Source organism: Streptomyces sp. NPDC026417, from assembly GCF_055567695.1.
In genome coordinates, this window is the sequence record NZ_JBVHPY010000009.1 from 223,768 (window position 1) to 236,986 (window position 13,219).

Here is a 13,219-nt window from a genome sequence, read left to right on the forward strand (position 1 = left end):
TCCGCTATGCGACGCTCGTGATGCCTTCCGCGGCGAACCGCGTCCCGTCGTGATGGATCGGGGTGTGCGCGCCGGTCAGCGGGGTTCCGCTGCCGCCCCGCCGGTTCGCGACGATCTCCGAGGCGATCGACAGCGCCGTCTCCTCGGGCGTCCTCGCTCCCAGGTCGAGGCCGATGGGGGAACGCAGCCGGGCCAACTCCATGTCGGTGACGCCGACTTCGCGCAGCCGCCGGTTGCGGTCCAGGTGGGTGCGGCGGGAGCCCATGGCGCCGACGTACGCCACCGGGAGCCGCAGGGCGAGCTGGAGCAGCGGTACGTCGAACTTGGCGTCGTGGGTGAGCACGCACAGGACCGTGCGGGAATCGACCTGGGTGCGCTCCAGGTATTGGTGGGGCCACTCGACGACGACCTCGTCGGCCTCCGGGAAGCGGGCGCGGGTCGCGAACACCGGGCGCGCGTCGACCACCGTCACGCGGTAGTTGAGGAAGGCGCCGATCCGGACCAGCGCCGAGGCGAAGTCGATCGCGCCGAAGACGATCATCCGGGGCGGCGGGACCGAGGACTCCACGAGCACCGTGAGCGGTGCTCCGCAACGGGAGCCCTGCTCACCGATCTCGACGGTGCCGGTCCGGCCCGCGTCGAGCAGGGCGCCCGCCTCGCCGGCCACGGTGCGGTCCAGCCCGGGGTGGGCGCCGAAGCCGCCCTCGTACGAGCCGTCGGGGCGCACCACGAGCGCGCGGCCCAGCAGCTCGGCGGGGCCGGCGGCCACCCGGGCGACGGCTGCCGCCTCCCCGCGCGCGGCGGCGCCCAGCGCGGTGGCGAGGACCGGCCGGGCGGGGTCCGCCGCCCGGACCGGTGTCACGAGGATGTCGATGACGCCGCCGCAGGTCAGTCCGACGGCGAAGGCGTCCTCGTCGCTGTATCCGAAGCGCTCCAGAACGGTTTCGCCGTCCCGGAGGGCCTGTTGGCACAGTTCGTAGACCGCGCCCTCCACGCAGCCGCCGGAGACCGAGCCGATCGCCGTGCCGTCGGCGTCCACGGCGAGTGCGGCGCCGGGCCGGCGGGGTGCGCTGCCGCCGACGGCCACCACGGTGGCCACGGCGAAGTCGCGTCCCTGCTCGACCCACCGGTGCAGCTCTTCGGCGATGTCCAGCATGTCTCGGTCTCCTCAGCGGTAACGGGGAGGACGTCAGTGGACGCCCATCCAGCTCTCGATCGGGTTGAGGGCGAAGAAGACGAGGAAGATCACCGTCAGCCCCCACATGAACGCCCCGATCTCCCGGGCCTTGCCCTGGGCGATCTTGATGGCGGTGTAGCTGATGACCCCGGCCGCGACGCCCGCGGTGATGGAGTACGTGAACGGCATGATCACGACGGTCAGGAAGACCGGGATGGCCGTGGCGCGGTCGGACCAGTCGACGTGCCGGGCGTTCATCATCATCATGGCGCCGATGACGACGAGCGCGGCGGCGGCGACCTCACCGGGGACGATCGCAGTGAGCGGGGTGAAGAAGAGGCAGGCCGCGAAGAACAGTCCGGTGACGACGGAGGACAGGCCGGTACGGGCCCCCTCGCCGACTCCGGTCGCGGACTCCACGAACACCGTCTGCCCGGAGGCGCCGGCGACACCGCCGACCGCACCGCCCGCGCCGTCGATGAACAGCGCCTTGGACAGGCCGGGCATCCGGCCCTGCGCGTCGGCCAGCTTGGCCTCGGTGCCGACGCCGATGATGGTGGCCATCGCGTCGAAGAACCCGGCCAGCACGAGAGTGAAGACGATCATGCCGACCGTCATCGCGCCGACCCCGCCCCAGCCGCCGAACTCGACGTCCCCGAAGAGCGAGAAGTCCGGCATCGAGACCGCGCTGCCGTGCAGCTCGGGGGCCCCGCTCGCCCACTGCTTCGGGTCGATGACGCCGAAGGCGTTGAGGATGACGGCGAGCACGGTGCCGCTGACGATGCCGATCAGGATCGCGCCGGGTACGCCTCTGGCCTGCAGCATGAAGATCAGCAGCAGGGTGGCCGCGAAGAGCAGCACCGGCCAGCCGGCGAGTTCACCGGTCGCTCCCAGGCTGACCGGTGTCGCCTTGCCCTGCTGCACGAAACCGGCCTTGTAGAAGCCGATCAGCGCGACGAACAGGCCGATGCCCATGGTGATCGCGTGCTTGAGCGCCAGCGGGATGGCGTTCATGATCATCTCGCGCAGCCCGGTGACGACCAGGAGCATGATGACCACGCCGTACATCACGCACATGCCCATGGCCTGCGGCCAGGTCATCTGCGGGGCGACCTGCGAGGAGAGCACTCCGGAGACCGACAGTCCGGCGGCGAGCGCCAGCGGCACCTTGCCGAAGAAGCCCATGAGCAGGGTGGTGAAGGCCGCCGCGAACGCCGTCGCGGTGATCAGCGGCTGCTGGCCGAGGGTGTCCCCCGCGACGTCCTTGCCGGACAGGATGAGCGGGTTGAGCAGCAGGATGTACGCCATCGCCATGAAGGTGGTGACACCGCCGCGCACTTCACGTGCGACGGACGATCCCCGCTGGGTTATGTGAAAGTAGCGATCGAGCCAAGACCGGCCGGCCGGGACACGGGTACCCGTGCCCGCGTCCTCCGCCACGGTCTTCGGCTCCAGTGACTGCTGGGTCATGATGCCTGACTCCCAAGGTTCACAGGGGCACCCGCGAAAGCCCTGACTGGCTGCGGGATTTGGGAAGGTGCTTCGGCTGCACGACCCGGGGGACGGCCCGAGACGAACTGAGGGACTGCAACTGCGGGACCTGCTGGGGTGCTTCTCCGGGTTCCGCGAGCGGTGCGGTGCCCGAGTGCTCCGGGCGGCGCGGAGTTGTGACGTTCCGTGCGCCGCCCGGAGGGTTCTACGCGGTGCCGGTGAGGTGCTCGGGACGTACCGGCGTCCGGTTCAGTTCCAGACCCGTCGCGTTCCGGATTGCCGCGAGGACGGCCGGGGTGGACGACAGGGTGGGTGCCTCGCCGATGCCACGGAGCCCGTACGGGGCGTGGTCGTCGGCGAGTTCGAGCACGTCGACGGGGATGGTCGGCGTGTCGAGGATGGTGGGGATCAGGTAGTCCGTGAAGGACGGGTTGCGCACCTTCGCGGTCTTGGGGTCGACGATGATCTCCTCCATGACCGCCACGCCCAGGCCCTGGGTGGTGCCACCCTGGATCTGGCCGATGACGGACAGCGGGTTGAGCGCCTTGCCCACGTCCTGGGCGCAGGCCAGCTCGATGACCTTGACGAGACCGAGCTCGGTGTCCACCTCGACCACGGCGCGGTGCGCGGCGAACGAGTACTGGACGTGGCCGTTGCCCTGGCCGGTGCGCAGGTCGAAGGCCTCGGTCGGACGGTGCCGCCACTCGGCCTCCACCTCGACGAACTCGCCTTCGAGGACGTCCGCCAGGTCGGCGAGGACCTCGCCGCCGTCGGTGACGACCTTGCCGCCCTCCAGAAGGAGTTCGGCCGTCGCCCAGGCCGGGTGGTAGGAGCCGAACCGGCGGCGGCCGATTTCCAGGACCTTCTCGCGGACCAGCTCGCACGAGTTCTTGACTGCGCCGCCGGTGACGTACGTCTGACGCGACGCGGACGTCGAGCCGGCGCTGCCGACCTGCGTGTCGGCCGGGGCGATCGTCACCTGGGTGACGCCGAGTTCGGTGCGGGCGATCTGCGCGTGGACGGTGACGCCGCCCTGGCCGACCTCGGCCATCGCGGTGTGCACGGTGGCGACGGGCTCACCGCCGACCACCTCCATGCGCACCTTGGCGGTGGAGTAGTCGTCGAAGCCCTCGGAGAAGCCGACGTTCTTGATGCCGACCGCGTAGCCGACACCGCGGACGACGCCTTCGCCGTGCGTGGTGTTGGACAGACCGCCGGGCAGCTGGCGCACGTCGGCGCCCTCGGAGCTCTCCCACTGGCGCTCCGGCGGCAGCGGCATCGCCTTGACGCGGCGCAGGAGTTCGGCGACCGGGGCGGGCGAGTCGACGCTCTGGCCGGTCGGCAGGAGCGTTCCCTGTTCCATCGCGTTGAGCTGGCGGAAGGCGACCCGGTCCATGCCCACCTTGTCGGCGAGCTTGTCCATCTGGGCCTCGTAGGCGAAGCACGCCTGGACCGCGCCGAAGCCGCGCATGGCGCCGCAGGGCGGGTTGTTGGTGTAGAGGGCGATGGCCTCGATGTCGACGTCCTCGACGACGTACGGCCCGACGCTCAGCGAGGACGCGTTGCCGACGACGGCCGGGGAGGCCGACGCGTAGGCGCCGCCGTCCAGCACGATCCGGGCCCGCATGTGGGTGAGCTTGCCGTCCTTGGTGGCCCCGTGCTCGTAGTAGAGCTTGGCCGGGTGGCGGTGGACGTGCCCGAAGAAGGACTCGAAGCGGTTGTAGACGATCTTGACGGGCTTGCCGGTGCGCAGCGCGAGGAGGCAGGCGTGGATCTGCATCGACAGGTCCTCGCGGCCGCCGAAGGCGCCGCCGACGCCGGAGAGCGTCATGCGGACCTTGTCCTCGGGCAGGCCGAGGACGGGCGCGATCTGCTTGAGGTCCGAGTGCAGCCACTGGGTGGCGATGTAGAGGTCGACACCGCCGTCCTCGGAGGGCACGGCGAGTCCGGACTCGGGGCCGAGGAAGGCCTGGTCCTGCATGCCGAAGGTGTACTCGCCCCTGACGACGAAGTCGGCCCTCTTGGCGGCCTCCTCGACGTCGCCGCGGACGATCGGCTGCCGGTGCACGATGTTGGGGTGCGGGACGTGGCCGATGTGGTGGTCGTCGCGGCCCTCGTGGACGAGGATCGCGTCGGGCGCGGTCGCGGACGCCTCGTCCGTGATGACCGGCAGCTCCTTGTACTCCACCTTGATCTTGGCGGCGGCGCGGCGCGCGGTCTCCGGGTGGTCGGCGGCGACGATCGCGACGGGCTCGCCGTGGTGGCGGACCTTGCCGTGGGCGAGGACCGGGGTGTCCTGGATCTCCAGGCCGTAGTTCTTCACCTCGGTCGGCAGGTCGTCGTACGTCATGACGGCGTAGACGCCGGGCGTGGCGAGGGCCTCGCCGGTGTCGATGGAGACGATCTCGGCGTGGGCGACCGTGGAGCGCAGGATCTGGCCCCAGAGCATGTCCTCGTGCCACATGTCGGACGAGTAGGCGAACTCGCCGGTGACCTTGAGGGTGCCGTCCGGGCGCAGCGTGGACTCGCCGATGCCGCCCTTGCCCTTGGTGCCCTGGGTGATCTTGGTGGGCGTACCTGTGGTTCCCATGGTCAGACCGCCTCAGACTGCCGGGCGGCCGCCAGACGGACCGCGTCCATGATCTTCTCGTAGCCGGTGCAGCGGCACAGGTTGCCCGAGAGCGCCTCCCGGATGTCCGCGTCGGTCGGCGTCGGGTTGTGCTCCAGCATCTCGTCGGCGGCGACCAGCAGACCCGGGGTGCAGAAGCCGCACTGCACGGCGCCGGCGTCGATGAACGCCTGCTGGATCGGGGAGAGTTCGGTGCCCTCGCCGGTCTGCGAGTCCTGGCCCTTGGCGGCCCAGCCCTTTGCGGCGTCGAGCGAGGTGCCCGTCCGCTCCGCGGTTCCGCAGGCGCCGCTCGCGCAACCGCCGTGCTCCGCGCGCTGCTTGGCGAAGTCGGCGAGGCCCTCGACCGTGACGACCTCGCGGCCCTCCACCTGGCCGGCCGCGACCAGACACGAACACACCGGCACGCCGTCGAGGCGGACCGTGCAGGAGCCGCACTCGCCCTGCTCGCAGGCGTTCTTGGAACCGGGCAGCCCGAGGCGCTCGCGCAGGACGTACAGCAGGCTCTCGCCCTCCCAGACGTCGTCGGCTTCCTGCGGACGGCCGTTGACCGTGAAATTGACGCGCATTACGCGACTCCCTCCGTACGAGCGGCGGTGCCGCGGTAGGACTCCCAGGTCCAGGTGAGAGTGCGGCGGGCCATGATGCCCACCGCGTGGCGGCGGTAGCTCGCCGTGCCCCGGACGTCGTCGATCGGGTTGCAGGCGGCGGAGCACAGGTCCGCGAACTGCTTGGCGACCGACGGGGTGATGATCTTTCCGTTGTCCCAGAAGCCGCCCTCGTCGAGCGCGGCGTTCAGGAACTCCTCGGCGGCCTTGGCGCGGACCGGGGTGGGCGCGGCGGAGCCGATGCCGGTGCGGACGGTGCGGGTCTCGGGGTGCAGCGCGAGGCCGAAGGCGCATACCGCGATGACCATCGCGTTGCGGGTGCCGACCTTGGAGTACTGCTGAGGGCCGTCGGCCTTCTTGACGTGGACGGCCCTGATGAGCTCGTCTGCGGCGAGGGCGTTGCGCTTCACGCCGGTGTAGAACTCGTCGATCGGGATCAGGCGCGAGCCGCGGACCGACTCGACCTCGACCTCGGCGCCCGCCGCGAGGAGGGCGGGGTGGGCGTCGCCGGCCGGGGAGGCGGTGCCGAGGTTGCCGCCGACGCCGCCGCGGTTGCGGATCTGCGGGGAGGCCACGGTGTGGGAGGCGAGGGCCAGTCCGGGCAGCTCGCCGCGCAGGCTGTCCATGATCTTGGTGTACGGAACGGAGGCGCCCAGGCGCACGCTCTGCGCACCGACCTCCCACTCGCTCAGCTCACCGATGCGGTTCAGGTCAAGGAGGTACTCGGGCCGCCGGTGGTCGAAGTTGATCTCGACCATCACATCGGTGCCACCCGCAATCGGCACAGCCGTGGGGTGCTCGGCCTTGGCGGCGAGCGCCTCCTCCCAGCTGGCGGGGCGAAGGAAGTCCATGAGTGGCTCTCTTCATTCGTATCGTGGGTCGTTCTGATCAAGCCAGATCGTGTGCGGCGGGCCCGGCTCGTTCATCTGCTGTTTACGCGGATCGACGTCAGTACACAGCTCCGTCCTCCACCGGGGTCAGTCACCGAAACCATGAAGGAGTTGGCTGGCCAGCGCGCACATCTTGTAGATTCGTATGAACGGAGGCCATCAGTAACCTCTTCGCTTTCCCCGGGAAACATCCGGCACAGCCCGGGGGAACAGGGAGCTCGGCTCGCGAAAGCCCAGGACAGGGCCTTGCGAGTGCCCGGGGCGACCGTCCCCGGGGACCCCGCGGGCCGTCCCTCGCGGCCGGCGGCCCGCTCGCGGAACCCTTACCGGATCCATCGTAGTTTTCGAGACAAAGAACGGCGGCGACGAGAATGCGGCTGCGCGCACTGCTGGACACCGACGCGCTGGGCCTGCGGCTGCTCGGCGGCGAGGACGAGCTGGACCGCACCGTGCGCGGTGTGATGACCACGGACCTCAAGGACCCCAGCCGCTACCTCTCCGGCGGTGAGCTGGTCCTCACGGGCCTCGCCTGGCGGCACGAGGCCGGGGACTCCGAGCCCTTCGTGCGGATCCTCGCGGGTGCCGGTGTCGCCGCGCTGGCCGCGGGCGAGGCGGAGCTGGGCGACATCCCCGACGACCTGGTCCTGGCCTGCGCCCGCCACCGTCTGCCGCTGTTCGCCGTCAACGAGTCCGTGGCCTTCGCGACCATCACCGAGCACGTCGTACGGCAGGTCTCGGGCGAGCGGGCCGGCGACCTGGCCGCGGTCGTGGACCGGCACCGGCGGATGATGACGTCCGGCCCCGCGGGCGGCGGCCCCGACGTGGTCCTGGACCTGCTCGGCTCCGACCTGGACCTGCGGGCCTGGGTGCTCTCCCCCGCCGGACGGACCGTCGCGAGCGCCGACCGCACCGGCGCCGGGCTGCCCGCCGACGTGTGCGCCCGGCTCGCCGCCGAGCACCTGGCGGCGGTCCGCACCGGCCGGCGCGGCCCGCACCGCGTGGCGGTCGGACCGTCGACGTACTCGCTCTTCCCGATCCGCTCGTCCGGCCGGTCTGCGTCGGCGTCCCGGGACGTGCGCGAGACGGTGCTGTCCGACTGGCTGCTCGCCGTGGAGGCGGACGCCGGGGACTGGCCCGAGGAGCGGCTCGATCTGCTGCAGGGCGTCACCCAGCTGATCGCCGTCGAGCGGGACCGGCGCGACGCGGCACGCACCGTGAGGCGGCGGCTCGCCCAGGAGGTGCTGGAGCTGGTGCAGACGGGGGCTGCGCCCGCCGAGATCGCGGCCCGGCTGCGGGTCGCCGCGCCGGTGCTGCTGCCGGGTCTCGGAGCGGCCCCGCACTGGCAGGTCGTGGTGGCCCGGGTCGAGTGGGACGGCGGGGACGTCGACGGCGGCCCGGTCGCCCAGTCGCTCCTGGAGGAGATCCTCGTCGACCCGCACGCGAAGGGGCCCGAACATTCCGATCGCATCGCCGTGGCCCATACGGGTGACGAGGCCATCGCCCTCGTCCCGCTGCCCGCGGTGTCCCTGGAGCACGACGGCTCCGAGCCGGGCCTGCTCGCCGACTCCCTCCTGGAGACCGTACGCAGCCCGCTGTCGGCCGGACTGAGCGACGACGGGCGGCTCACCCTCGGCGTGAGTGCCGCCGTGCACTCCGCGGAAGGGCTGCGAGGTGCCCTGGAGGAGGCCCGGCACGCCCGGCGGGTGGCCGCGGCGCGCCCGGGACGGGTCTGCGCGGCCGGGCACCAGGAGCTGGCGTCGCACGTCCTGCTGCTGCCGTTCGTGCCCGACGACGTCCGCCGCGCCTTCACCGCCCGGCTCCTGGACCCGCTGCGCGACTACGACCGGCGGCACCGCGCCGAGCTCATCCCCACCCTGGAGGCCTTCCTCGACTGCGACGGCTCCTGGACCCGCTGTGCCAACCGGCTGCACCTGCACGTCAACACGCTGCGCTACCGGGTGGGCCGCATCGAGCAGTTGACGGGCCGGGACCTGTCGCGGCTGGAGGACAAGCTCGATTTCTTCCTGGCGCTGCGCATGAGTTGAGGTCGCGGGCCCGTGCGGCGGGCGGCACCAAGTGCCGACGCCGTCCCACGACTTTGTGAAATCCTTCACCCACCCTCTTGGCCGGGCCACGGAATCCGTGCTGAGATGCCACCACTCAACAGCTCAATGGTGTGCTCGGGGAGGGCAACGTGGCGCATCCCGCCATGTCTGGTTCCGGAACGACTGCAGGGGACGATCCACTCCAGACCGCGGTATGGCGGCTGCGCTCGCGCGCCTGCTGGGCCGACGCGGCCGCACTCGTGGACCCGCACACCGCGGCGGCGTCCCTGCAGAGAGCCTCGCTCCTCGTCGAGCGGTGCCTCTACACCGAGCACGGCTGGGCCGAGGCGGAGGACGCGCTGCGCACCGCCGAGGCGCAGGCGCAGAGCGACGACGAGCGGGGGGCGGCGGCCTGCGAACGGGGCCATCTCGCCTACGCGGCCACCCTGCTCGGGGTCCGCGACCGGGCCGACGAGGCGCGGGCCGCGCTCGGCCGGGCGGCCGCGCTGATCGCGCCGGGCGCCCCCGGGCGGGCGCTGCTGGACTTCCGGCGCGGACTGCTCGCCGAGAACCTCGCCCACTCCCCGCAGTCGGCGCGCGCCGCCTACCGGCGCGCGCACGCGGGCGCCACCGCCCAGGGCGATCCCCTGCTGCTCTCCTGCACCTGGCGCCACCTTGCCGGACTCGCCCTGCGCGAGGGTGAGTTGGCGGAGGCCCGACACGGCTTCGCCGAATCCCTGCGGATCCGCGAGGAGTTGGGCTACCTCGTCGGTACGGCGCCTGCCCTGGCCTCCCTCGCGGACGCCGAGACCGAGCCGGAGGCGTCCCGGCTGCGGGCGGAGGCGACCCGGCTGTTCCGGCTCCTGGGCGGCGTACCCACCTGGCTCGCCCAGCAGTTGGCCCCGCCGGCGGCGACGGCCTGACCGCTCGACAGGACCGCCGGGCCGCGCCCGCGGCCGGCCGACGCGAACGCTAGGCGCCCGTGAAGTGCTCGCGCACCAGGGCCTGGACGACGGTCAGGTCCCGCGCGGTCAGGGCGTCGAGGAGCGCCGTGTGCTCGGCGGCATCGGCCACGAGGTCGGCGCGGCCGCGGGAGACGGGACCGCCGACGAGGGGCCACTGGGCGCGGCGGTGGAGGTCGTCGGCGATCCGCACCAGCTGCTCGTTGCCCGCGAGGGCGAGGACGGCGCGGTGGAAGGCCCGGTCGCACTCGGCGTAGCTCGCGCGGTCGCCGGTGGCGGCGGCCCGTGCCGTCGCCTCGGCGAGGGGGCGCAGTTCCGTCCAGCGGGCGACGGGCACCGTGTGGGCGAGGCGCAGCATCACCGGGACCTCGATCAGGGCCCGGACCTCCGCGAGCTCGGCCAGCTCGCGGGGGCACCGCTCGACGACCCGGAAGCCGCGGTTCGGGACGACCTCGACGGCGCCCTCGATCGCGAGCTGCTGCATGGCCTCGCGGACGGGCGTCGCGGAGACCCCGAACCGCTCGCCCAGCGCGGGCGCCGAGTACACCTCACCCGGCCGGAGCTGTCCCGAGACCAGCGCCGTGCGCAGCGCGTCGAGGATCTGTCCGCGCACCGAGGAGCGCCGGACCAGGTGACGCCCGTCGGTGCGGGGCCGCGGCACGGGCGGCTCGCTGTGCGTGTGCTCCCCGCGGGCCGCGTCCGCCGGGGCGGGGGGACGGGCCGCACCGCTCCGCCGGTCCCGGTCGGCCGCCCCCGGCTGCGGGGGGACGCGCACGGTGGCGCCGGGGGCCTCCGGGGCGTGCGGGCCCGCGGGGCGGGGCGCGTCGCGCGGGCCGGCCTGCTCCACGGGTCCTCCTGCGGGCTTGGTCGTACTTGGGGGTCATTGCGGCGGGTTGTCACCTGTCCGTCAAGCACCATAGGCGCACGGGCCCCCAGTTCAAACCTGCACGGCTATGGGTAAGGTAAGGCTTACCTGCAATCGCCCCTGAAGCGGTGGTCCCCGCATGTCTCTTTCCGCCCCGGCCGCGGACGTCGCGCCCGACGCCGCCGCACCCCCGGCCCCCTCGGCCGTCGCGGAGGCGTACGCCCGCCTGACCGAGGTGTTCCCGGGGCTCGCCGTCACGGAGCTCGGCCCCGCGGAAGCGGCGCCCCGGGGCGACGGCTGGGTGCACGCCGCCCGGCTCGCCGAGGGCGGAGCCGACCTCGACGCCTTCCTCGCCTGGGACGAGGAGCAGGTGCTCCGGGACTACGGACAGCGGGCGCGCCCGGACGTCGTCGCCAGCTTCGGACTGCACCGCTACGCCTGGCCGGCGTGCCTGCTGATCACGGTGCCGTGGTTCCTGCTGCGCCGGGTGCCGCGGCTTCCTGTGGGAGACGTCACCTACCAGCGCTCCCTCGGGCGGATGGCCGTGCGGGTCGGAGACTTCGCCTGCCTGCCGGACGACCCCGCGGCCGGGCTCCCCGGCGCCCGCGTCGTCCCGGACGAGGCGGCACTGGAGGCGGAGGTGCGGGCGGCGGTCGCGGAGCACCTGGAACCGGTGCTCGGCGCCTTCGGGCCGCGCATGCGGCGGCGCGGCCGCGCACTGTGGGGCATGGCGACCGACGAGATCGTCGAGGGACTCTGGTACGTCGCCCATCTGCTCGGCGAGGAGCAGCGGGCGATGCGCGAGCTGGAGCGGCTGCTGCCGGGCACGACGAAGCCGTACGTGGGTTCCGCGGCGTTCCGTGAACTGATCGGACCGGACGGCGAGCCCCTCCCCACCCGCGACCGGGCGAGCTGCTGCCTCTTCTACACCCTGCGCCCCGAGGACACCTGCGCCACCTGCCCGCGCACCTGCGACGCGGACCGGATCGCCAAGTTGACCGCAGCTGCGGCCGGTTGAGGCTCGGGAGGTCCGGGACACCCGGCAGCCTCCCATCGATTCCCGTGCCGCCCGGAGCGCCGACGGGCGCGTGACGGCCGCTCACGGATCACGGTCCGTTCACAACTTCCTCACCGGTCGCAGGAACTTTCCGTGGAACCACTCGTACGGGTAGTCTTAATCGCACTCAACTCCCGTTCCTCGCGCGGCAGTTCGAGCAAAATGCCGCCCGGCGCATGCCCTTGCACCCCCTTGGCGGCCTCTTGCCCCGAAACCCCCTGAGGGCCGACGGGATTGGGCCACTATGGCGGGCGTTACGCCCTATCCCAATGCAAGGGACCCCTGATGAGACTGACCGACATATCGCTGAACTGGCTGCTTCCGGGCGCCGTTCTGCTCCTGGGCATGCTGGCGGCGGTGGCGGTGCTCGCACGTGGCAAGCGGGCCGGGGAGAAAGCGACACGTGCGGACGACTCGTGGGAGCGCAGCGAGGAGCGCCGCCGGCGCAAGGAGGCCATCTACGGCACCGCCTCCTACGTACTGCTGTTCTGCTGCGCCGCGGTCGCCGCGGCTCTCTCCTTCCACGGCCTCGTGGGCTTCGGCGAGCAGAACCTCGGCCTCTCCGGCGGCTGGGAGTATCTGGTCCCGTTCGGCCTGGACGGCGCGGCCATGTTCTGCTCCGTGCTCGCGGTGCGCGAGGCCAGCCACGGCGACGCGGCACTCGGCTCCCGCATACTCGTGTGGACGTTCGCGGGCGCGGCGGCCTGGTTCAACTGGGTGCACGCACCCCGGGGCCTCGACCACGCGGGCGCTCCGCACTTCTTCGCGGGCATGTCCCTGTCGGCCGCGGTGCTCTTCGACCGGGCGCTGAAGCAGACACGTCGCGCCGCGCTGCGCGAGCAGGGCCTGGTCCCGCGCCCACTGCCGCAGATCCGGATCGTCCGCTGGCTGCGCGCTCCCCGGGAGACGTACAGCGCCTGGTCGCTGATGCTGCTGGAGAACGTCCGGACCCTGGACGAGGCCGTGGACGAGGTCCGCGAGGACCGGCGCCAGAAGGAGCAGAACCGGCTGCGCCGACGCGAGCAGGAGCGGGTCGAGCGGGCGCACCTCAAGGCGCTCAGCCGCGGCCACCGTGGCCTGGTCGGCCGCGGCAACCGGCAGCTGGAGACGACCGTCGAACGGGCTCCGGCCCAGGCCGCTTCGGAGCCTGCCATATCGGCGTCGGAGCAACTGCCCGTACGCGCCCGCGCCTCACTCCAGCCGGTCCGCGGCAGCGGCACTGAGCCGGTCATCGACCTCACCGCGGAGGACGACACGATGGCTCTGCCGCGGCTCGACTCACTCGAGCGCAAGCTGAAGGACCTGGAGCAGCAGTTCGGTTAGGGGTGATCCGAACCGAACCCCGGACCGGACCGATGGTGCCCGGCCGGACGCCTCACCCGACGGGGGGGGGGGGGGGGGGGGGGGGGGGGCCCCCTCCCCTTCGGCCACAAACGCCCTTTTCCCCCCCGGGCCCCATCCGTCCCCCGCATGGGTTCGGGGGCGAAAACAAGAGAGG

Annotated in this window: 10 protein-coding genes; 4 read left to right on the forward strand and 6 right to left on the reverse strand. The window is 72.5% G+C overall.

All coding sequences use genetic code 11. From position 1 onward, the window contains the following. Window positions 1-4: 4 nt before the first annotated feature. From ACZ4NT_RS17070 to ACZ4NT_RS17090, 5 genes are all read right to left on the reverse strand, one after another. A complete protein-coding gene (locus ACZ4NT_RS17070) occupies window positions 5-1,156 on the reverse strand; it encodes an XdhC family protein (protein WP_467726061.1) in 1,152 nt (383 codons plus the stop codon). 33 nt (window positions 1,157-1,189) lie between these two features. Then, window positions 1,190-2,647, reverse strand: a complete 1,458-nt coding sequence (locus ACZ4NT_RS17075) for an NCS2 family permease (RefSeq protein ID WP_121406783.1) — start codon at window positions 2,645-2,647, stop codon at window positions 1,190-1,192. Between the two features lie 226 nt (window positions 2,648-2,873). Continuing rightward, window positions 2,874-5,258, reverse strand: a complete 2,385-nt coding sequence (locus tag ACZ4NT_RS17080) for a xanthine dehydrogenase family protein molybdopterin-binding subunit (protein ID WP_467726063.1) — start codon at window positions 5,256-5,258, stop codon at window positions 2,874-2,876. Between the two features lie 2 nt (window positions 5,259-5,260). Continuing rightward, window positions 5,261-5,863 carry a (2Fe-2S)-binding protein gene (locus ACZ4NT_RS17085; RefSeq protein ID WP_121406779.1) on the reverse strand — a complete coding sequence of 201 codons (603 nt, stop codon included), beginning with the start codon at window positions 5,861-5,863 and terminating at the stop codon, window positions 5,261-5,263. Then, the gene (locus ACZ4NT_RS17090; RefSeq protein WP_121406777.1) at window positions 5,863-6,753 is read right to left on the reverse strand and encodes an FAD binding domain-containing protein; all 891 of its coding nucleotides are present in this window, start codon (window positions 6,751-6,753) and stop codon (window positions 5,863-5,865) included. The genes ACZ4NT_RS17085 and ACZ4NT_RS17090 overlap by 1 nt, the downstream gene beginning before the upstream one ends. 410 nt (window positions 6,754-7,163) lie before the next feature. Between ACZ4NT_RS17090 and ACZ4NT_RS17095 the strand changes: the two genes are divergently transcribed. Next, a complete protein-coding gene (locus ACZ4NT_RS17095; RefSeq protein ID WP_121406775.1) occupies window positions 7,164-8,837 on the forward strand; it encodes a PucR family transcriptional regulator in 1,674 nt (557 codons plus the stop codon). Between the two features lie 149 nt (window positions 8,838-8,986). Next, window positions 8,987-9,760 carry a hypothetical protein gene (locus tag ACZ4NT_RS17100; protein ID WP_467726065.1) on the forward strand — a complete coding sequence of 258 codons (774 nt, stop codon included), beginning with the start codon at window positions 8,987-8,989 and terminating at the stop codon, window positions 9,758-9,760. 49 nt (window positions 9,761-9,809) lie between these two features. Here the strand turns inward: ACZ4NT_RS17100 and ACZ4NT_RS17105 are convergent, their stop codons facing one another. After that, window positions 9,810-10,646, reverse strand: a complete 837-nt coding sequence (locus ACZ4NT_RS17105; RefSeq protein WP_467726067.1) for a GntR family transcriptional regulator — start codon at window positions 10,644-10,646, stop codon at window positions 9,810-9,812. Between the two features lie 157 nt (window positions 10,647-10,803). Between ACZ4NT_RS17105 and ACZ4NT_RS17110 the strand changes: the two genes are divergently transcribed. Then, entirely contained in the window at window positions 10,804-11,682 is an 879-nt protein-coding gene (locus ACZ4NT_RS17110) for a (2Fe-2S)-binding protein (RefSeq protein ID WP_467726069.1), read from the forward strand. 324 nt (window positions 11,683-12,006) lie between these two features. Continuing rightward, window positions 12,007-13,044 (forward strand): DUF2637 domain-containing protein, encoded by a 1,038-nt coding sequence (locus tag ACZ4NT_RS17115; RefSeq protein ID WP_121406769.1) that lies wholly within the window; start codon window positions 12,007-12,009, stop codon window positions 13,042-13,044. Window positions 13,045-13,219 lie beyond the last annotated feature (175 nt).